The organism is Novosphingobium umbonatum, from assembly GCF_004005905.1.
Classification (GTDB): Bacteria; Pseudomonadota; Alphaproteobacteria; order Sphingomonadales; family Sphingomonadaceae; genus Novosphingobium; species Novosphingobium umbonatum.
The window spans coordinates 56,413-77,183 of sequence record NZ_SACO01000009.1 but is presented as its reverse complement, the minus strand read 5'-3'; the positions used below and the strand labels follow the sequence as shown (position 1 = coordinate 77,183).

At 62.8% G+C, this 20,771-nt stretch carries 19 protein-coding genes and 1 tRNA gene; 17 read left to right on the top strand and 3 right to left on the bottom strand.

Annotated elements, in window-relative coordinates; genetic code table 11:
• Positions 1-72 precede the first annotated feature (72 nt).
• The 8 genes from EOE18_RS12355 (at position 73) to EOE18_RS12320 (ending at position 9,667) form a co-directional block, all read left to right on the top strand.
• Positions 73-1,839, top strand: a complete 1,767-nt coding sequence (locus EOE18_RS12355; protein WP_246027422.1) for a TadE/TadG family type IV pilus assembly protein — start codon at positions 73-75, stop codon at positions 1,837-1,839.
• A complete protein-coding gene (locus EOE18_RS12350) occupies positions 1,836-2,420 on the top strand; it encodes a TadE/TadG family type IV pilus assembly protein (RefSeq protein WP_127709957.1) in 585 nt (194 codons plus the stop codon). The genes EOE18_RS12355 and EOE18_RS12350 overlap by 4 nt, the downstream gene beginning before the upstream one ends.
• A complete protein-coding gene (locus EOE18_RS12345; RefSeq protein ID WP_127709955.1) occupies positions 2,411-3,121 on the top strand; it encodes a TadE/TadG family type IV pilus assembly protein in 711 nt (236 codons plus the stop codon). Before EOE18_RS12350 ends, EOE18_RS12345 begins: the two co-directional genes overlap by 10 nt.
• 94 nt (positions 3,122-3,215) lie before the next feature.
• A complete protein-coding gene (locus EOE18_RS12340; protein ID WP_246027421.1) occupies positions 3,216-4,982 on the top strand; it encodes an ATP-binding response regulator in 1,767 nt (588 codons plus the stop codon).
• Positions 4,979-5,926 (top strand): response regulator transcription factor, encoded by a 948-nt coding sequence (locus EOE18_RS12335; protein WP_127709953.1) that lies wholly within the window; start codon positions 4,979-4,981, stop codon positions 5,924-5,926. The genes EOE18_RS12340 and EOE18_RS12335 overlap by 4 nt, the downstream gene beginning before the upstream one ends.
• Positions 5,927-6,175: 249 nt before the next feature.
• Complete coding sequence (locus EOE18_RS12330; RefSeq protein ID WP_164852744.1) at positions 6,176-7,966, top strand: ATP-binding cassette domain-containing protein; 1,791 nt, start codon at positions 6,176-6,178, stop codon at positions 7,964-7,966.
• Positions 7,963-9,306, top strand: a complete 1,344-nt coding sequence (locus EOE18_RS12325) for an HlyD family type I secretion periplasmic adaptor subunit (RefSeq protein WP_127709949.1) — start codon at positions 7,963-7,965, stop codon at positions 9,304-9,306. The genes EOE18_RS12330 and EOE18_RS12325 overlap by 4 nt, the downstream gene beginning before the upstream one ends.
• 121 nt (positions 9,307-9,427) lie before the next feature.
• Positions 9,428-9,667 (top strand): XrtV sorting system accessory protein, encoded by a 240-nt coding sequence (locus EOE18_RS12320; RefSeq protein WP_127709947.1) that lies wholly within the window; start codon positions 9,428-9,430, stop codon positions 9,665-9,667.
• 142 nt (positions 9,668-9,809) lie between these two features.
• Here EOE18_RS12320 and EOE18_RS12315 read toward each other — a convergent pair.
• A tRNA-Thr gene (locus EOE18_RS12315) sits at positions 9,810-9,884 on the bottom strand.
• A 49-nt stretch (positions 9,885-9,933) separates the two neighbouring features.
• Between EOE18_RS12315 and EOE18_RS12310 the strand changes: the two genes are divergently transcribed.
• From EOE18_RS12310 to EOE18_RS12270, 9 genes are all read left to right on the top strand, one after another.
• Positions 9,934-10,215 carry a hypothetical protein gene (locus tag EOE18_RS12310; RefSeq protein ID WP_127709945.1) on the top strand — a complete coding sequence of 94 codons (282 nt, stop codon included), beginning with the start codon at positions 9,934-9,936 and terminating at the stop codon, positions 10,213-10,215.
• Positions 10,216-10,391: 176 nt separating this feature from the next.
• A complete protein-coding gene (gene gpmA / locus EOE18_RS12305) occupies positions 10,392-11,078 on the top strand; it encodes a 2,3-diphosphoglycerate-dependent phosphoglycerate mutase (protein ID WP_127709943.1) in 687 nt (228 codons plus the stop codon).
• A gap of 6 nt (positions 11,079-11,084) precedes the next feature.
• Positions 11,085-11,579, top strand: a complete 495-nt coding sequence (gene purE / locus EOE18_RS12300; protein WP_127709941.1) for a 5-(carboxyamino)imidazole ribonucleotide mutase — start codon at positions 11,085-11,087, stop codon at positions 11,577-11,579.
• Between the two features lie 22 nt (positions 11,580-11,601).
• A complete protein-coding gene (locus EOE18_RS12295) occupies positions 11,602-12,660 on the top strand; it encodes a 5-(carboxyamino)imidazole ribonucleotide synthase (protein ID WP_127710070.1) in 1,059 nt (352 codons plus the stop codon).
• A complete protein-coding gene (locus EOE18_RS12290) occupies positions 12,660-13,145 on the top strand; it encodes a dihydrofolate reductase (protein WP_127709939.1) in 486 nt (161 codons plus the stop codon). The genes EOE18_RS12295 and EOE18_RS12290 overlap by 1 nt, the downstream gene beginning before the upstream one ends.
• A 12-nt stretch (positions 13,146-13,157) precedes the next feature.
• Positions 13,158-14,087, top strand: coding sequence for a bifunctional riboflavin kinase/FAD synthetase (locus EOE18_RS12285; RefSeq protein ID WP_127709937.1), 930 nt, complete (start codon positions 13,158-13,160; stop codon positions 14,085-14,087).
• An 86-nt stretch (positions 14,088-14,173) separates the two neighbouring features.
• Positions 14,174-17,062: an isoleucine--tRNA ligase gene (ileS, locus tag EOE18_RS12280; protein ID WP_127709935.1), complete on the top strand. Its 2,889-nt coding sequence runs from the start codon at positions 14,174-14,176 to the stop codon at positions 17,060-17,062.
• Positions 17,062-17,625 carry a signal peptidase II gene (gene lspA, locus EOE18_RS12275; protein WP_127709933.1) on the top strand — a complete coding sequence of 188 codons (564 nt, stop codon included), beginning with the start codon at positions 17,062-17,064 and terminating at the stop codon, positions 17,623-17,625. The genes ileS and lspA overlap by 1 nt, the downstream gene beginning before the upstream one ends.
• A gap of 6 nt (positions 17,626-17,631) precedes the next feature.
• The gene (locus EOE18_RS12270) at positions 17,632-18,045 is read left to right on the top strand and encodes a DUF3035 domain-containing protein (protein ID WP_127709931.1); all 414 of its coding nucleotides are present in this window, start codon (positions 17,632-17,634) and stop codon (positions 18,043-18,045) included.
• Between the two features lie 56 nt (positions 18,046-18,101).
• Here the strand turns inward: EOE18_RS12270 and EOE18_RS12265 are convergent, their stop codons facing one another.
• Together EOE18_RS12265 and EOE18_RS12260 are read right to left on the bottom strand one after the other, a co-directional pair.
• Positions 18,102-19,412, bottom strand: coding sequence for a hemolysin family protein (locus tag EOE18_RS12265; protein WP_127710068.1), 1,311 nt, complete (start codon positions 19,410-19,412; stop codon positions 18,102-18,104).
• A 96-nt stretch (positions 19,413-19,508) separates the two neighbouring features.
• Positions 19,509-20,561, bottom strand: a complete 1,053-nt coding sequence (locus tag EOE18_RS12260; protein WP_127709929.1) for a PEP-CTERM sorting domain-containing protein — start codon at positions 20,559-20,561, stop codon at positions 19,509-19,511.
• Positions 20,562-20,771 lie beyond the last annotated feature (210 nt).

Genomic DNA, 20,771 nt, shown 5'->3' with positions numbered 1-20,771 from the left:
CATAACAGGGGCATAATCCTGTTCCGAACCGCCGCCATGCGACCAGGGCGGATCGCAGGAAACCGCGCGCCCGTGCCGATTCGAAGTCCATCTCTGCCGCCCATGCCCTTGATCCGCGCCTTACTGCGCGGACAAGGTGGCAATGCGCTGCCGATCATGGCCTTGATCACCTCGCTGTTGCTGGCCTTTGTCGGATGCGCGATTGATGGCGGGCGGCTCTATATGGTCAATGCCCGGCTGCAACAGGCCTGCGATGCCGGCGTGCTGGCCGGACGCAAGGCGATGGTGGATACAACCACCAGCAGCACCACGCTGGATGCCACCGCGACTGCGGCGGCCAATGCCTATTTCGCCAACAATATCCGCGTGGGCTGGTATGGCATTACCGCCATCAGCTTTACCCCCAGCAAAAGCAGCGATGCGCAGGTGATGGGCGCGGCCCATGCCACCGTGCCGATGAGCCTGATGCGGATTTTCGGCTTTCCCTCCATCACGCTCAACGCCAGTTGCGAGGGCAAATATCAGGTCAGCGATGTCGATGTGATGTTCGTGCCGGACACCACCGGATCGATGGCCTGCCTGCCGACGGACGATTCGACCACCTGCAGCGCCTATGTCAGCAACCATCCGGCCACCGCCTATACCCGCCCCGCCGATGGCAGCGGCAGCGGCAATCTTTCGGTCGCAGGCTATCCGGGCACCACCGCCTATGCCGTGCCCGAGGCGTCGGGATCACGCATATCCGCCTTACGCTCGGCAGTGCTGAGCTTTTACGACACGATGACGGCAGCGGCCGATCCCACCACCCATGTGCGCTATGGCTTTGTCACCTATACATCCACCATCAATGCAGGCCGCGCGGTGATGGATATTGATTCCGGCTATGTGGTGGGCGGCGCCAGCAGCACCAACAACAGCTGGACCTATCAGACCCGTTATCAATCGGGCTGGAACAATGGACAGCCGGTTTGGCAATATCAGGCCAGCTCGGTCAATGTGAACAGCTTTGCCCGCGGCAACACCGTGGATGACCCCAGCAAGACCACCAACGCCACCAGCCAATGGACCGGCTGCCTCGAAGAGCGCTCCACCACCGCAGGCGCAACCAGTTTCAGCCAATCGGCCCTGCCCAATGACCTCAACCCCGATCTGGCGCCGACCAATGATATCAACACCCAATGGAAGCCGATGTGGCCCGAACTGATCTATGCGCGATGGAATTTGAACAGCACCGCCAATGCCACGTCCACCGGCGATAGCGCCAGCCACACCAATCTGGGCATAGCCACCTATTTCAAATCCGGCCTAATTTCCTGCGGCAAGCCGGTGGCGCGTTTGCAAACCATGACCCGCGCCCAGATTTCGGCCTATGTCAATGCCGCCGATTTCAAACCGATGGGCGGCACTTATCACGATGTGGGCATGATCTGGGGCACACGGCTCTTGTCCCCCACCGGCCTGTTCGCCGCCGACACCGCCGCATGGAGCGGGCATGAAGCCCCCCGCCGCGTGCTGGTGTTCCTGACCGATGGCGATATGGCGCCCAGTACCTCCATCTATGGCATGTATGGCATCGAATATTATGACAAGCGCGTTTCGGGCGGCAATTACGGCAGCTTGAAAGATTACCACAACGCCCGCTTTCTGGCGGCCTGTTCGGCGGCAAAGGCGCGCAATATCAGCGTCTGGACGGTGGCCCTTGGCATGGGCACCACCAGCCAGTTGCAAGCCTGCGCCACCACACCCGCCCAGGCGCTATCCTCGACCAGCGGCGCGGGGCTGGCCACGCAATTTTCCACCATCGCCTCGCAAATGGCCAAATTGAGGATCGCGCAATGATCGGGCGCGGCCTGTTCCTTGACCGGCGCGGCGGGGCCTTGGTCGAATTTGCCATGGTCTTGCCGATCATGCTCACGCTGGGGATGGGGATGATGGAGCTGGCCTATCAGGCCTATATTCAGGCGGTGCTGACGGGAGCGGTGCAGAAAGCGGGCCGCGACAGCACGATCGAAAATGCCAATACCACCACCATCGACGCCGGTGTCTTGCAGGCGGTGCGCAATCTGAACGGCAATGCCGCCTTTGTCAGCGGCTATCCCACGCGAAAATCCTATGCCTCCTATGGCGCGATCACGCCCGAAAGCTTTACGGACGCCAATGGCAACGGCCAATATGACAGCGGCGAATGCTTCACCGACACCAATGGCAATGCAACATGGGACGCCGATCCGGGCCTGACTGGCGGCGGCAATGCCGATGATACGGTGGTCTATACGGTCAAGATCACCTATCCCCGCCTTTTCCCCGTTACCCAATGGATCGGATGGGGGCGTAGCGTCACGCTTACCGCGGTCACTGCGCTGAAAAACCAGCCATGGTCGGGGCAGACCACTTATGCGGCCGCCACGATATGCGGTTGATGCAAAGCCTGTGGCGCGACCTGTTCCGATGCCGCCGCGGCGCCTCGCTGATCGAGTTCAGCCTGTCGCTGCCGCTGGTGTTCTTTCTGGGATCGGCAGGGATCGAATATGCCAATTACGCCCGCGTGCAATTGCAGGTCAGCCAATTGGCGCTCAATCTGGCCGACAATGCCAGCCGCGTAGGGTTAAGCAGCGCTTTGGCCGCCACCCAGATCCGCGAGGTGGACATGAATGACGTGCTGACCGGCGCGCGCCTGCAAGGCAGCGGGCTGGGCCTGTCCACCCATGGGCGCGTCATCATCTCCAGTCTGGAAAATGTGCAGCAATCCTATGACACCGGCGTGGTGCAACGCATCCATTGGCAACGCTGCATCGGGCTGAAAAGCGGGACGGGCTATGATTCCTCCTATGGCACGACCAGCACCACTGCGGGCACCGATGCCACCGCCGCCAATGCCGGCACCGCCATGCCCAACGGCATGGGCGACACCGGCTATAAGGTGAATGCCCCCAGCGGGGTTGGCGCGATTTTTGTCGAGCTCAATTATGAATACCAACCCTTGTTCGGCACCATCTATATCAAGAACCGCCTGATCCACACCACCGCCAGTTTCGTGGTGCGCGACCTGCGCGATTATACGCAGATCTATAATCCCTCGCCGGCCGCTACCCGCATGACCTGCAACCTTTATAGCAGTTAACTCTGACAACTTCCGCAGGGCGGCCAGATTTCAAACGCTTCCCTACGTCAAACCGCCCATGGCAGCATTCTGCCAGCGGCGCATCATGGCGGGGATGCAAGCGACCGCCTCTCTCCGCTCCCTGCTGCGATCCGCACTGGCGCTGTTGCCGGACAGGCTGGCGGCTTGGCTGCACAGCCGGATGGGGCAGGCGACACTGGCACTGGGCGGATTGTCGCTGGCGATGGTGGCTTTGCTGGGGGCGGCCTATGTGGTGCTGGTGCCGCATGTGGCGCAGACCTCCTTGCCGGTGTTGCGAGTGGTGCTGGGAGGCTTGCTTGCAGTGCTCTTGGCGCTGGGCTGGGGTCTGGCGCTGGTGCTGGTGCAGGAACATCAAAGCCGCCGCGCCGCCATGCGCGAGGTGCAAACCCATGTCACCAGCCTGCGCGCCGAAGTGGATGCCCACCAATCCACGCTGGAACAATTGCGGCAGGCCAAGGAATCGGCCGAAGCGGCCAGTCTGGCCAAGAGCCGCTATCTCATCTCTGTCAGCCATGAAATCCGCTCGCCGCTCAATTCCATCTATGGCTATGCGCAATTGATGGAGCGCGGGCATGACATCGCCCCGTTGGAGGCGGCCAAGATCATCCGCCGTTCGAGCGAGCATCTGACCAATCTGGTCGAAGGGCTGCTGGACATCAGCCATGTCGAAAGCGGGGTTTTGCGCCTGTCCAAAGACACGGTGCGTCTGAAAAGCTTCCTCGACCAACTGGCCAAGATGTTCCGCCCGCAGGCGCAGTCCAAAGGGCTGGTGTTCAACTATGAAACCAGCGGTCACCTGCCCGATTTCGTCGGCACCGACCAGAAACGCTTGCGGCAGATCCTGATCAACCTTTTGTCCAATGCCATCAAATTCACCAAGGCGGGCCATGTCACTTTCCGCGTCGCCTATCGCGCGCAACTGGTGACCTTTACCATTGCCGATAGCGGGATCGGCATTCCGCCCAAGGATCTGGACAAGCTGTTCGCCCCCTTTGAACGCGGCAGCCATCCCGAGGCGCAAAGGCAAAAGGGCATCGGGCTGGGCCTCGCCATCAGTCAGGCCTTGGTACATATTCTGGGCGGCGATCTGTCGGTGGAAAGCGAGGAGGGCGAAGGCACGACCTTCACCGTCAAGCTGATGCTGGGCCCCGTGGCCGCGCCGATTCAGGACTTGCGCAGCCCGCAGGCGATCACCGGCTTTGCCGGCCCCAGCCGCAGCGTGTTGCTGATCGATGATGATCCGGACCAGCTCGGCCTGTTGCGCGGGCTACTGGAGCCTTTGGGCTTTACCATCATGACCGCCAATGATGGCGACAAGGGTTTGGCGCTGGCGCGTCAGCACAAGCCGGAGCTGGTGCTGCTGGATGTCACCATGCCCGGCCTGTCGGGCTGGGAAGTGGCGCGGCGGCTGCGCGATTTGCATGGGGCCGACATTCGCATTGTAATGGTTTCGGGCGACGCGCATGAGATCCACACCGGCAGCGCGGGCTTTGTTGCCCATGACCAGTTCCTGATCAAACCGGTCGATCTGGACGCGCTGATCGATGTCGTGGGCAACCAATTGGAGCTGCAATGGCAGGGCGCTACCGCCGAGGAGGAAGCCCCCGTCAGCCCTAATACCACCCGCCTGCCCGCTGCCGCGCTGCCCTTTCTGTCCGACATCGAAAATGATGTGCGCATCGGCCATGTGCGCGGGATCGAACGCAGCATCCGCGCGCTGGAGCAGGCCGTGCCCGAAACCAAGCCTTTGGCAACCAGCCTGCTGGGCTGCCTTGACCGGTTCGACCTGTCGGGTCTGGCCACGCAAGTGCGCGCCGCGACACAGGATTTGCAGGTATGAGCGCCCTGTCCTCCGTCGCTCCCGACCAGCAAAGCCCGCAGGCGCATACGGACACAGTGCTGGTGGTGGATGATACGCCCGAATCCCTGCGCTTTCTGGCCGATACGCTGGAGGCCGAAGGCATGCGGGTGCTGATCGCCACCAGCGGCGAGGCAGCGCTGGCCTTGCTGGCCCATATCACCCCCGATCTGATCCTGATGGATGCCGTCATGCCCGGCATGGGCGGCTTCGAGGCCACCCGCATCCTCAAACGCCAACCGGCCAGCGCCCGCGTCCCCGTCATTTTCATGACTGGCCTGACCGAAAGCGAGCATGTGCTGGCCGCGCTGGAGGCGGGCAGCGTGGATTATGTGCGCAAACCTTTGGTCATCAACGAATTGGTGGCGCGGGTGCGGGTGCATATGGCCAATGCCCGTCTGGCACAGGACAGCCAGGCCGCGCTGGATGCCAGCGGGCGGCATCTGATCGCGGTGTCGCAGGGGCAGAGCATCGAATGGTGGACCCCGCAAGCAGGCAGCCTGCTGGAGGATTATTTCCCCGCATGGCGCCGGATCAGTGGCCCCGCGCCCGATGCTCTGGCCCCCGCACTGGCCCGTCTGGCCCGCGCCGAGGAGAATGGCGCGACCATAAGGATCGACCTGCCCCATGCCACGCTGGAACTGGTGCTGGTCACCCGCCTGCGCGGGGCCGAGATGCTGGTGCGGATCAATGATGTAAATCCCGCCGCCGACATTGCCCTGTTACAGGCCCGCCACGGCCTGACCCTGCGCGAGGCCGAGGTGCTGTTGTGGATCAGCCATGGCAAGCCCAACCGCGTGATCAGCGAAATCCTCGATATCTCCCCCCGCACGGTGAACAAGCATCTGGAGCAGGTGTTCATCAAGCTGGGCGTGGAAACCCGCGCGGCGGCGGCGGCCTTTGCGGTGCGTGCGCTGCAAAACTAAAGGTTGTCCCCCAGGAGAGCGTTTACCGCGCCTATATTGCAGCAAATCACCCCATCATGCCCGAAACGGCTTTATTTCAGGCCTGTGGTTCCAATTCCGCCCCCTTCCTGCTCTTTCCTTTGACTTGCGCCAACGTTAAGCATGCTTGCACAAGCCATGCTAACCAGACAGCGACCATGGTTGGCTTATCCATTTGCGGGTGCGGCTGTTTCGGGCTCATGGCCCCTTGGGGAAGGAAGCGTTTTTCTTATGGCTCTGTTGCCCGCCCAAAGCGCCGAGGGTTTTGCCGCCCGTCGCGGGGCGCTGTCCGGCCTGCCTGCCTTGTTGCTGACCAGTTTCTTTCTGGCCTTTGGTCCGGTGGTACTGGCGCTGTTTGTGCTGCTGGTGTTCGATGTGGCGCTTCCCGGTCACAGCGTACCCACGCTGATGAGCATGGGGGGCCTTGCGCTGCTCTTGCTGGTGGCGCGGGGCATTCTGGCGGGGCTGCGGCGGCATACTCTGGGCCATATGGCGCAGGCTTTGCTCTCTCCCCTGCTGCCCCGTCTGGACGAAGCCACCGCCCTCTTGGCGCAGGCGGGCAAGGGCGGCGATGCCGACCAGACGCAAATTGCCCGCGATGTCGATTCGCTGCGCGGTTTTCTGGCCCATGGCGAGGTCGAGCCTTGGCTTGATCTGGCCGCGCTGCCGCTGACCCTGCTGGTGCTGTTGATGATGCATGGCGCGCTGGCGCTGGCCACTTTGCTGGGCGCGGCGACGATGGTGTTTATCCTGTGGCGCGCCATGAGGCTGGAACGCGACAAGAACCGCGATCTCTTGCCGCTGATCGGCCGCCGCCACGCGGTGATGGCCGCCAGCATGGGACGCGCCGATGTGATTCGCGCGCTGGGTCTGGGCGGCAAGGCGCGGGCGGCGTGGCATCTGGCCAACCAGCGCCTGTTCGATCTGCTGATCCCGCATGACAAGACCGGCGCGCGCCTGCAAACCATCGCGCGGGGCCTGATGATGGCCACGCTGGTGGCGGTCACGGTGGTCGGGGGATGGCTGGAGATTGCAGGTCATGCCTCGGCGGCGGTGGTGGTGGCCTCGGCCGCTTGCAGCCTTGCCGCGCTGCTGCCTTTGCTACGCTGTGTGGAAAGGGCACAGGCTTTGGCCAGCGCGGAACAGGCCTGGTCGCGTCTGGATATGGTGCTGGCCTCGGTGCCTGCCCCTGCCCCCAAAGTCGGCCTGCCCACGCCCAGCGCCACCTTCTCTTGCGAAGGGCTAGCCGTGGCTCCCGCAGGCGCGCGCAAGCCTTTGGTGCAGGGCATCTCGTTCCATCTGGAAGCGGGGCAGGTGCTGACGGTGGTCGGGCCGGGCGGCGTGGGCAAATCGGCCCTGCTGCGTACCTTGACCGGCGGATGGACCACGCCGCTGGGCCAGATCCGGCTGGATGGCGCCACGCTGGACCAATGGGATGCGGCGGCCTTGGGGCGTCACATCGGCTATCTGCCACAGAACATCGAATTGCTCGACGGTACGGTGGCGGAAAATATGTCCGGCTTTGATCCCGATGCCAATCCGCAGGATATTATTCAGGCGGCGCAGGATGCCGGCATCCATGAAATGATCCTCGCCCTGCCCGATGGCTATGCCACCTGGGTCGGTGCCGAAGGGCGGCGCCTCTCGCAATCGCAGGCGCAGCGTATCGGTTTGGCCCGCGCGCTTTATGGCCGCCCCTTCCTGCTGGTGCTGGACGAACCGACCGCGCATCAGGATACCGGCGGCGAAAGGCAATTGGCCATGGCCGTGGCTGCCGCCCGCGAAAGAGGCGCGGTGGTGGTGCTGGCGGGCGCGGCGGGCGTCTTGGTGGGCATTTCCACCCATGTTTTGGTGCTGCAAAATGGCAAGGTGCTTGATTACGGCACCCGCGATGCTGTGCGGGAAAGGGCACAGGCCCGCCGCCAGCCCTCGGTCACCGATAAGCCCGCCTCCGGCCCAGCTAATGGCCAAGCCCCGAATGCAGACCAGTCCGACTCCGGCGAATCCAAGGTATTGTCATGAGCTATCAACTGCCCGCCACCACGCAAGAGCAGCCCTCGGCGCTTGAACTGCTCGACCCGCAGGAGGGATTGAAGCGCGCCTTTCGCATGGGCCTGATGGTGATTGGCGCGCTGGTCGCGCTGCTGGTGGCGCTGGCGGCGCTGACCGGCACGCGCGGGGCGGTGATCGGATCGGGCGAGGTAACGGTGGAATCGCGGGTGAAGAAAGTGGCCCACCCCAATGGCGGGGTGATTGCCGAAATCTTTGTCCACGAAGGCCAGATTGTGAAGCAGGGCGATCCCTTGCTGCGTCTGGACAACACGGTGTCCAGCGCCAGCGCCAGCGCCTATGGCAGCACCAACGAGCAATTACAGGCCTCGGTCGCCCGTCTGACCGCCGAGCGCGATGACAGCCCCGTCATCCATTTCCCGCCCGAATTGACGCAGAACCCCACGCCCGCCAAGCTGGCCGCCATGGCCGAGGCGCAGCGCCTGTTCAACCTGCGCCGCACCGCGCGCAACAACCAGCTGTCGCAGATCAACGAGCGCGTACGCCAGACCGAGCAGCAGATCAGCTCGCTGATCGCGCAAAAGCAGGCCTCGCGCCAACAGATCGCGCTGATCGAGCCGGAACTGGCGGGTCTGCGCAGCCTGCGCGCGGAAAATCTGGTGACGATCAACCGCATCAACCAGACCGAACGTTCGGCGGTGGACCTGCAAGGCGCGGTGGCCTCGTTCGAGGCGCAAATCGCCCAGTCGCGCGCCAAGATCGCCGAGATCCGCCAGTCCGGTTTCCAGTTGATGCAGGACGCCCGTTCGCAGGCCGGTATCGAACTGGCCACCGCGCAAGCGCAGCTCAATGACCAGAAGGTCCGCTCGGTTTCGGCCACGGATCAGCTCAACCGCTCATTGTTGCGCGCGCCCTATGATGGCACGGTGGAGAAACTGAGCTATTCCACCGTGGGCGGGGTGGTGCCGCCGATGGAAACCATCATGGAAATCGTGCCCAGCCATGATGACCTGACCGTAGAAGCCCGCGTAAGCCCCTATGACATCGACCAGCTCTCGGTAGGTCAGGCCGCCAGCCTGCGCTTTTCGGCGTTCAACAACCGCACCACGCCCGAAATCAATGGCAAGGTGCGGATCATCTCCTCCGAACGCTTTACCGACGATCATACGGGCGCGCCCTATTACAAGGTCAAGGTGGAGGTCTCCCCCGCCGAGATGAAGCGTCTGGGCGATCTGAAACTGGTGCCAGGCATGCCGGTCGAAGTCTTCATGCAGACCGGCGAGCGTTCGCTGCTGTCCTATCTGATGAAGCCTTTGCGTGACCAGTTCAGCCGCGCCTTCCGCGAAGAATAGCATAGGCAAGGGCACATAACTGGCTTAAAGCCTGCCGACAGGTTAGCCTTTGTCAGAAATTATCAAGCCATGAGGGCGGCTTACCGCCCGTGGCCCATGCAGGAATGGGTGGAAGTCAAAGATGGAAACTGTGTATGACTGGTTGACGATGGCGGTTTTCGCGGGGCTGGTCGTGCTGTTGCTGCACCGTTCCGCGCAAGAGGAACCTTCGGACTCGATCTGGGCCTATTTGCCGCCCGCGATTGGCTGCACCATTTCCAACCAGTTGGGCAATGGCGGCTATGAAATCGTCGCGCTGCTGATTCTGGCCGGTGTGGTCACCTATATTATCGCGGTGTTGAAGCCCAAGCTGCGCTGGTAAAGCGCCAGTTACAGCTTGGAATAGAGGCGCGGGGGCACAGGCCTGCCGCGCCTTTTCCTTATGGAATGAGGACGAAAGCCGGACATGCCAAAACCCGCTGAAAAAGCGGGTCAAGGCAACCAAATCTGTCAGGAAGGAACCGTGGTGCTGCTGGGGAGGATTGAACTCCCGACCTCAGCCTTACCAAGGATGCGCTCTACCACTGAGCTACAGCAGCACACCACGGTCATTTCGCTTGCGACCAGTGCCGCAGCGGAGGCGCGCTAATGGCTGGCATTGCCGGTAATGTCAACGGCCAATTTCAGAAAAAATGCATTCCCCCCTTGTGCGCCCCATGCCCCCAAGCCAAAAGACCGCCAACACAGGCGAAAAACACCATGAGCAACCCAGAGAATACCGACAAATCGACCACTTCCGCCCCCGAGCGCCCGCTTTCGCGCGAAGAAAGATTGGCTGCCAAGCTGCGCGAAAACCTGCGTCGCCGCAAAGCACAGGCCCGCGCGCTGCAAAATGAAGGCGAGGGTGCACAGGCCAATCAAGAGGACTGACCTTCCCTCGCACCCGCTTTTCCGCCCGATAGAATCGCTTGGCAAAACACAGGCCGAAACCGCCTTTCCAAATGCGCGCCAAGGGGCTAGTGCCCCTTTCCAAATCTTGGGCCAAAAGCTTGAGAGCAGACCGCTCCGGCTGCCAAGACCGCCACTTGAGAGGGAGAACCCGACCCGTGCCTCGTCTGATCCTTGTCCGCCACGGCCAAAGCCAATGGAACCTTGAAAACCGCTTCACCGGTTGGTGGGATGTCGATCTGACCGAAAAGGGCGAGGGCGAGGCCCGTGCCGCTGGCGCCTTGATGAAGGAAAAGGGCATTGTGCCCACCCGCGCCTTCACCAGCCTGCAAACCCGCGCGATCCGCACGCTGCATCTGGCGCTGGAAGCGGCCGGTCTGGCATGGATCCCCGAAACCAAGGACTGGCATCTGAACGAGCGCCATTATGGCGGGCTGACCGGTCTGGACAAGGCCGAAACCGCCGCCAAGCATGGCGACGAACAGGTGCTGATCTGGCGCCGCAGCTTTGACGTGCCGCCCCCGCCGCAGGAAAAGGGCGACACGTTCGATCTGTCGACCGACCCGCGCTATGCTGGCATCGCCATCCCCAACACCGAAAGCCTGAAGGACACGATCGCCCGCGTTCTGCCCTATTACGAGCAGGCCATCGCCCCCGCGCTGAAGGCTGGCGACACGGTGATCGTGGCCGCGCATGGCAATTCTTTGCGCGCGCTGGTCAAGCATCTGTCGGGAATTTCGGATGAGGACATTCTCCATCTGGAAATCCCCACCGGTCAGCCTATCGTGTTCGAGCTCGACGCGGAACTCAACGCGCTCGATCGCTACTACCTCTCGGAAAGGTAAGACAACATGACCCGTCCCGGCGCTCTCGTTTCCATCGTTATGGGTTCCCAGTCTGATTGGGCCACCATGAAGAAGGCGGCTGACATTCTGACGCATCTGGGCGTGGAGCATGATGTTCGCATCGTCTCGGCCCACCGCACGCCCGACCGTCTGGTCGATTTTGCCAAGAATGCGAAAGATGAGGGCTTCAAGGTCATTATCGCCGGTGCAGGCGGGGCTGCCCATCTGCCCGGTATGGTCGCCTCGATGACCGTGCTGCCCGTGCTGGGCGTGCCGGTGCAGTCCAAGGCGCTGTCGGGTCAGGATTCGCTGCTGTCGATCGTGCAGATGCCCGCTGGCGTTCCGGTGGGCACGCTGGCGATTGGCGAGGCTGGCGCAACCAATGCCGGTCTGCTGGCCGCCAAGATTCTGGCCACCAGCGATCCGGCTCTGGCCGAGCGCGTGCAGGCCTATCGCGTGGCGCAGACCGATTCGGTCGCCGAACGTCCGGTAGAGGCATAAAGCCCTGACGATGTCTGATAAGATGGTTGCTCCAGGAGAGACGATCGGCATTCTGGGCGGTGGGCAATTGGGCCGCATGATGGCCTTTGCCGCCGCCCGTCTGGGCTATCGCGTGCATATTTTCGCGCCAGAACCCGACAGCATCGCCGCAGAAGTCTGCGCCCGCTTTACCTGCGCCGATTGGGGCGATGCGCAAGCCATGGCTACTTTTGCCGCCGATTGCGCGGTGGTGACCTATGAGTTTGAAAATGTGCCGGTGGGGCCCTTGGCGGCTGTGGGCGATACGCCCTTGCTGCCCCACCCGCGCGCTTTGGAAACCGCGCAGGACCGGCTGAACGAAAAGAATTTCGTTACAGCCTTGGGCGGTCGTCCCGCGCCATTCATGGCGGTGGACAATGCGGAAGATCTGGCCCGCGCCATGGCGGAAATCGGCACGCCCGGTATCCTGAAAACCCGCCGCGATGGTTATGATGGCAAGGGCCAGTGGCGGATCATGTCCCCGCAGGATGCAGACGGCTTGGACCTGCCCGATGTGCCCTTGATCTATGAAGGCTTCATCCGCTTTTCCGGCGAATTCAGCGTCATTCTGGCGCGTGGTACCGATGGCGACATCCAGTTCTGGGAAAGCGCCGAGAATATCCATGTTGCGGGCATTCTGGACACGTCCACCGTGCCCACCCCGCCCGCGCTGCTGGCGCAGGTAGAGCAGGCGCGCGATCTGGCCCGCAAAGTAGCCGAGGCGCTGGATTATGTCGGCGTGCTGACGCTGGAATTCTTCGCCACCGAAGATGGGCCAGTGTTCAACGAGATGGCGCCCCGCGTGCATAATTCGGGCCATTGGTCGATCGAAGGCGCGCTTACCAGCCAGTTTGAAAACCACATCCGCGCCATTTGCGGCCTGCCTTTGGGCCTGCCCACGCTGGCGGTGAAGGCTGCGCAGATGAAAAACCTGATCGGCGATGACGCGCATGACTGGCCCGCCATCCTGTCCGATCCGGCCAACCATCTGCATCTCTATGGCAAGGCGGCAGCGCGGCCCGGTCGCAAGATGGGCCATGTCACCCGCCTGACGCTCGGCTGATGCCGCAACTGGTGATCGTGGTGGCGGTAACGGCCAATGGCGTGATCGGCGCCAATGGCACCATGCCTTGGCATATCCCGCAGGATCTGCGCCATTTCAAGGCGATGACCATGGGCAAGCCGATGATCATGGGCCGCCGCACCTTTGAATCCCTACCCGGCCTGTTGCCCGGTCGCCGCCATATCGTGCTGACCCGCGACACAGGCTGGAGCGCCAAGGGTGCCGAAGTCGCGCGCGATTGGGATGAGGCTCTTGCGCTGGCGGGCGATGTGCCGGAAGTGGCGATTGTGGGCGGCGGGCAGATCTATGCCCAGGCCCTGCCCCAAGCCCATCGCGTGGAACTCACCCGTATTGACGCCGTGCTGGAGGGCGACACTTTCTTCCCTCCGCTTGGCCCCGAATGGGTGGAAAGCGCCCGCCGCGAAAGCCCTTCCCATGAAGGCACCCCCGCTTTGGCTTTCATCACCTATCACCGGCAGGTATAGGCCCAGCCCATCATGATCCGCCTCGATTCCCGCCAGCCTATCCCCGCCCATCTGCAAGGCGCGATTATCGCGCTGGGCAATTTCGACGGTTTCCATCTGGGCCATCAGGCCGTGGTGGGCGAAGCGATAAGCTGGGCCAAGGCGGAAGGGCGGCCCGCGATTGTCGCCACTTTCGCCCCGCATCCGGTGGAATATTTCGCCCCCGGCTCGCCCCCTTTCCGCCTGTCCACGCTGGACCAAAGGCAGGACTTGTTTGCGCAGGCCGGAGCGGACGCCATGCTGGTTTTCGCCTTTGACGCCGATATGGCCGCCAGCAGCGCCGCCGATTGGGTGGAGGGCGTGCTATGCGACCATTTGCGGGCCGCTGGCGTGGTCACGGGCGAGGACTTCACCTTTGGCAAGGGCCGTTCGGGCACGATTGCCAGCCTGAAAGAACTGGGCGCCCCGCTGGGCCTGCAAAGCCGCGCCATCGGGCCGGTGATGTTGGAAGGCGAGGTAGTTTCCTCCACCCGCATCCGCCGCGCCTGCCAAGCGGGCGACATGGCCACGGCCACCCGCCTGCTCACCCGCCCCTTCGCCATCCGCGCACAGGTGCAGCATGGCGACAAGCTGGGCCGTACCATCGGCTTCCCCACCGCCAATCTGGCCTTGGGTGATTATCTGCGCCCCGCTTATGGTATTTACGCGGTGTCTGCCCGCCTGCCGGATAACAGTGTCGTACAAGGGGCGGCTAATATTGGCATCCGCCCCCATTTTGATCCGCCCAAGGAATTGCTGGAACCCCATTTCTTCAATTTTTCCGGCGACCTATATGGTCAGGACATCGAGGTGTTCTTTCACGCCTATCTGCGGGGTGAGGAGAAATTCGGCTCGCTGGACGAATTGGTCGATCAAATTGGCCGCGACTGCGAAAAGGCGAGGCAAATTCTCGCCGCGATTTAACAAAACTTTGGCGAGTCGCTGCTAGGCGCGCATTTTCGCTCTCTGGGATTTGCACAGAGGGCTAACGAGCGCTAAGGCACCCTACCATGACCGAAAAGCGTGATTTCCGTTCGACCGTCTTCCTGCCGAAGACCGATTTCCCGATGAAGGCCGGCCTGCCCCAAAAGGAGCCGGCTATCCTGAAGGGCTGGCAGGAGCAGGATCTCTACCGCCGCTTGCGCGATGCACGTGCCGGACGCAAAAAATTCATTCTTCACGATGGCCCGCCCTACGCCAATGGCAACATCCATGTGGGCCATGCGGTCAACCATATCCTGAAGGACATGGTGGTGCGTACGCAAAGCCTGCTGGGCAAAGACGCGCCCTATGTGCCCGGTTGGGATTGCCACGGCCTGCCCATCGAATGGAAGGTCGAGGAAGAATATCGCAAGAAGAAGAAGAACAAGGACGAGGTTCCGCCTAAGGAATTCCGCGCCGAATGCCGCGCCTATGCCCGCCAGTGGGTGGATGCCCAGCGCGAGCAGTTGAAGCGCCTTGGCGTGAATGGTGATTGGGACAATCCCTATCTGACCATGGATTTTGCCGCCGAAGGCACGATCGTGGCCGAATTGCTGAAATTCGCCGAAAGCGGCCAGCTTTATCGCGGGGCCAAGCCGGTGATGTGGTCGCCGGTGGAAAAAACCGCGCTGGCCGAGGCCGAGGTGGAATATGAGGATATCACCTCCACCCAGATCGACGTGGCGTTTGAAATCATCGAATCGCCCGAGATCCCCGAGCTGATCGGCACCAAGCTGGTGATCTGGACCACCACGCCATGGACCATCCCCACCAACCAGGCGGTGGCCTTTGGCCGCCCGATCGACTATTTGCAGATCAAGGCGGGCGAGGAAAAATACCTCATCGCAGAGCCGCTGATCGACAGCTTCCTCAAGCGTATTGACGAGGATGGCTATGATTTCCTGATGTATGTGAAGGGCCCCGCGCTGACCGGCGCGAAGGTGCGCCACCCGATGCATCATCTGGGCGGCTTCTTCGCCACGCCGCGCCCCTTGCTGGCGGGCGATTTCGTCACCACCGATTCGGGCACCGGCTTTGTGCATATGGCGCCCGACCATGGCGAAGACGACTTTGCCCTGTGCAAATCCTATGGCATCAAGCCGGTGTTTGCGGTGGAAAATGACGGGCGTTACCGCGCCGACTGGCTGTGGCTGGGCGGGGAAGGCAGCGTCATCAACCCCAAGTTCAACGCGCCCGACGGCCCGATCTGCACCGCCCTGCGCGAGGCGGGCGGTCTGGTGGCGGCCAGCGCGGATTACAAGCATTCCTATCCGCATAGCTGGCGCTCCAAGGCCAAGGTTATCTATCGCTGCACGCCGCAATGGTTCGTGCCGATGGACAAGGACCTGAAGCCGATGGGCGATGACGATGATCTGTTCGATCTCGGCTCGCTGCTCTCGCCCGATACTCTGCGCGAACGCGCCAAGGCCGCGATTGCCGCCACCCGCTTCATTCCCGAAAAGGGCCGCAACCGCATTGGCGCCATGGTCGAAGGCCGCCCCGACTGGGTGCTGAGCCGCCAGCGCGCATGGGGCGTGCCGATCACGCTTTTCGTGCATCGTGAAACCGGCGTTTACCTGAACGACGCAGCTGTCAACGCCCGCATCATCGCCGCCATCAAGGCCGAAGGCGTGGACGCATGGGACGAGGAACGCGCGCAGGACTATCTGGGCGAGAATTACCGCCTTGAGGATTACGAGCGCGTCACCGACATTCTGGACGTGTGGTTCGATTCCGGGTCCACCCATGCCTTTGTGCTGGAAAGCGGCCGCTGGCCCGATCTGCTGCGCCCCGAAGGTTATACCGGCCCCCATGCCGATCTCTATCTGGAAGGCTCTGACCAGCATCGCGGCTGGTTCCAGTCGAGCTTGCTGGAAGCCTGCGGCACGCGCGGCCATGCGCCCTACAAGGCGGTGTTGACCCATGGTTTCACCATGGACGCCAAGGGCATGAAAATGTCCAAGTCCTTGGGCAACACGGTCGATCCGATCAAGGTGATGGAGACCTATGGCGCGGATATCGTCCGCCTCTGGGCTCTGTCGGTGGATTACACCGAGGACCACCGCATTGGCGATGAAATCCTGAAAGGCGTGGCCGACCAGTATCGCAAGCTGCGCAACACTTTCCGCTATCTGCTGGGCGCGCTGGACGGTTTCAGCGATGCCGAAAAGGTGGCTGTGGAGGCCATGCCGGAGCTGGAGCGCTATGTGCTGGCGCTGCTGGCCAAGCTGGACGGCACGTTGAAGGCGGCGGTGGATGCCTTTGACTTCAACACCTATGTCCGCGCTTTGACCGATTTCTGCAACGAAGACCTCTCGGCCTTCTTCTTCGATATCCGCAAGGATTGCCTCTATTGCGATGCGCCCACCGATCCCAAGCGGATGGCCTATCGCACCGTGCTGGACACTTTGCTCCATGCGCTGATCCGCTATGCCGCGCCGGTGCTGGTGTTTACGGCTGAGGAAGTGTGGAAGAGCCGCTTCCCCGAGGCTGACAGCGTGCATTTGCTGGAATGGCCGGTGGTGGATGCTGGGTGGGCGGATGAATCCCTCACCTCTGAGTGGACCTATCTCCGGGAAATTCGCTCAACCATTAGCCAAGTCGTTGAACCAAAGCGCCGCGAGAAGGAAATCGGCTCAAGTCTCCAAGCCTGCATCCAAATCCGCGCTGAAAGTCTGTCTGATTTCAATCGCCTTAGCGGGGCCGATCTAGCAGAGATTGCTATTGTCGCCAGCGTGGATGTCAGCCTTGATGCAGGCCACGCCGCTCCAAAAGAGCACCCTGCTATCTTCACTTCAGTAGCTGCAACCGAAGCCCACAAATGCGGCCGCTGCTGGCGCCACCTGCCAGAGGTTACCGAGGATGGCGATCTCTGTTCACGTTGCGATCAGGTAGTGTCGGGCATGGACGCCGCGTAATGAGCCAATCCGCTGCCTCTTCCCCTGCCCTGACCCGCGCCCGCACCACGGGTTTTGCGGCGGCGGCGCTGGCGCTGGTGGCGGATCAACTGCTCAAATGGGCGATGATCGGCCTGCTCGATCTGCCCTATCGCGAACAGGTGAAGGTGATCCCCTTCTTCAATTTCACCTGGGCGGAAAATCGCGGGGTCAGCCTTGGCCTGCTCACCGCCGGTTCGGATGCGCAGCGCTGGGCGCTGGTGGGCATGACAGGCGCGATTGCGCTGGGCGTGCTGGTCTGGCTGCTGCGTGAAGCCAACCGCTTTGACACGGCCGCGCTGGGCCTCGTGCTGGGCGGCGCTTTGGGCAATATTCTCGACCGCGTGCGGCTGGGCTATGTGGTCGATTATGCCGATCTGCATTTTGGCGATTGGCGCCCCTTTTACATCTTCAACCTCGCCGATGCCTTCATCACCTGCGGCGTGGTTATTCTGCTTGCCCGATCGCTGTTTTCCGGCGAGAAACAGCCCGACCCCATGAAGGATGCGGCCCCTATCAACCCCGTTGCCGCCCCGGAGAAGTAACCGACAATGCGCAAATCTTCCGCCATTCTGCTGGCCAGCGCCACCTGCATCCTGCTGTCGGGTTGCGGCGCGGGCGGGTTGTTCAACCGCGTGCGCCCCGATGAATTCGCGGTGCAGCGTCAGGCCCCCCTGTTCGCTCCGCCAGATTTCGCGCTGACCCCGCCGCAGCCGGGCGCCCCGCGCCCCACCACGCGCAACAGCCAGGCCGAAGTGACCGAGGCCCTGTTCGGCCCCGCCCCCGCCCGCAGCGCGGTGGAACGCAGCGCCGTGGCCAAGGCTGGCGCCGCTGATCCCTCGATCCGCTCCACCGTGGCCGATCCCAAGACGCAGACTGCGGATAAGGGCGAGGTGACCAAGACGATCATCGCCGCGCCGCAGGGCGATGGCCGCGAAGCGCAGGCCCGCACGCCCGCGCAATAAGCCGCCTTTCAGGCATAGAAAAACCCCCGCCGGAGCGGATCCGCGCGGGGGTTTTTCTATGCTTCGGCTTCGACCTCGTCCTTGCTGGCCAGCAATTTGTCGATCTTGCGCCGGTCCATATCCACCACTTCCCAACGCCAGCCCTGATCGTGGAAATGGTCGCCCTCCTTGGGCAGCCGCTTCAGGATCGACAGGGCATAGCCCGCCACCGTCGCATAATCGCGCGTTTCGGGCAGATCGATACCGATCCGGTCGGCCATAGCGTCCGCTGGCAAAGCGCCCGAAATCAACAACGAGCCATCCTCGCGCACCACCACCATCGGATGGTCGCCCTCGTCCTGATGGCTGGCAAAATTGCCCACCAGCGCAGAGAGCAGATCGGCAGGGGTCACCACGCCTTCCAGATGGCCATATTCGTCATGCACCAGCGCCATGGACAGGCCCGAATTCTGCAACACGCGCAAGGCATCCATCGCGTCCAACTGGTCCGGCACGATCTCGGCCTTGCGGATCAGGGGCTCCAGCTCCACCGCCTCGCCCGCCACCATCGCGGCCAGCACTTCGCGCACCTTTACCACGCCGATGATATTGTCGGGTGAACCATCGCCCACCGGCAGCAGCGAATGCGGGCTTTCCTTGATCGCGGCGCGGATATCCGCCTCACTGGCATGGCGGTCGATCCAGTCCAGATCGGTGCGCGGGGTCATCACCTCACGCACGGGGCGATCGGCCAGACGCATAATGCCGGTCATAATCGCCCGCTCATCCTCCTCGATCACGCCCGAACGCGTGGCCTCGGCAAAGACGAGATGGAGTTCCTCCGCCGTCACATGCTGTTCGCCCGCCGCCTTGACGCCCAGCAGGTGCAGCAAGCCATCGGACGACCATTGCAGCAACCAGACCAAAGGCGCCGCCCAGCGCGCCAGCAGCGCCATGGGCGGCGAGGAGATCACCGCGATCCTTTCGGCATGGCGCAGGGCAATCTGCTTGGGCACCAATTCGCCCGCGATCAGGCTGACAAAGGTGGTAAGGCCCAGCACCAGCACGCTGGCCAGACGATCAGCATAGAGCAAGGGCAGGCCCATGCCCGCCATGCGTTCAGCGACCGGATTCGACAGGCTGGCTTCGGAAAAGGCACCCGTCACCACCGCCACCAGCGTGATGCCGATTTGCGCGGTGGACAGCAGCTTGCCCGGATCAGCGGTCAATGCCAGCGCGGCGATAGCCCCGCGATTGCCGCGATCGGCCAATACCCGCAAACGCGCCGGCCGCGCCGAGACAATGGCCAGCTCTGACATGGCAAAAATGCCATTGAGCACGACCAACCCGATAATGATGACAAGATCTGTCCATGGAAAAGGTGACACGCCCATGCCTCTAGCAGCTTTGCCGCCAAAGGCGAAGGGGCGCGCGACGATAAGGACAGGATTTTGCGCGGCTTTGGCGTCAATCCGCCAAAAGGATCAAGCCTTGGCCAGTTTCCGCCGGCGCGCCGCCACCGCCAATGCCGCCCCGCCAAACAGCAGAAGCATCGGCGGAGCAGGCACTTCGGTGCCGCCGGTGGTGGAACCGTTCGAGCTGGTGCCGCCCGTGGTCGTAGTCGTAGTAGCGCCGCTGGTGGTGGTGGTGGTTGCGCCGCTGGTCGTCGTGGTGCTGGCGCCCGACGTCGTGCTGGTGCTGCTGCTATTGGTGTTCCACCAGCCAGAGGTCGTGCTGGTCCCGCCTGTCGTCGACGACGTGCTGGTGCTGGTCGAACTGTTGGTTGAGGTGCTGCTGCCCCCCGTGGTCGTGCTGGTGCCGCCGGTAGTGGTGGTGGTCGACGTGCTGGTGCTGACCGCGCCGCTGGTGGTGCTGGTGGCGCCACTGGTGGTCGAAGTGGAGGTGCTGGTCGCGCCGCTGGTGGTCGATGTGCCACCGGTCGTCGTCGAGGTCGATGTGCTGGTGCTGGTCGAAACCCCGCCCGTTGTCGTGGTGGTCGTGGTGCTCACCCCGCCGCTGCTAGACGACGACGAACTGGACGAAGAAGACGAGGAGGAGGAGGAAGAGCCACCGCTCGACGAACTGGAACTGCCGCTCGAACCGCTGGTGCTGCCATTGTTATTGACCACCACCACGGTGCTGCCGCTGGAGCCGGCGCCAAAGAAGCCGCCGATGAAGCCGCCAAAACCGCCACCGCCATAGCCACCGGCCAGACGGCGCACGCGGCCCGGATCAGCGGGCGTGAAATCGGCAGCGGGCAGGCCAGGCGGGGGAGCGACCACCGCGGTCGCCGCCTTGGGCGATACGGGCAGCACATCCTTGACGATCGGCTTGATCTTTGGCGCGGCGGCCATTTTATGCACCACCGGCTTGGGCTTTGGCGCGGACTTCTTGGCCATCAGCGGCGCTTTGGCATGCTTGATATATTGGGGATGGGTCGCGCTCTGCTTCTCGGCGAAATGCACCGCACCGCCGCCCACCAGCGCCGTGCCTGCAATCAAGGTAGCCACTTTGGCCAGGCCCAACCGAACCGACATGCTCTTGCTCTCTTTCCATCACCCGTGCTGTTGCGAGTGATCCTTTTGCCAGCACGCCGGCATGGCAGGATCAATCCACGGCTTGAGAATGACTCAACACCGGACAGCTAGGCGAGGGCAAGGCAGGTGGCCGCGCCACCCTGTCCCGAAACGGGACTCTGGCCATAAAGGCGCGGGGCGCGGGGGTCTCGTATCAGATCGGAACAGGCA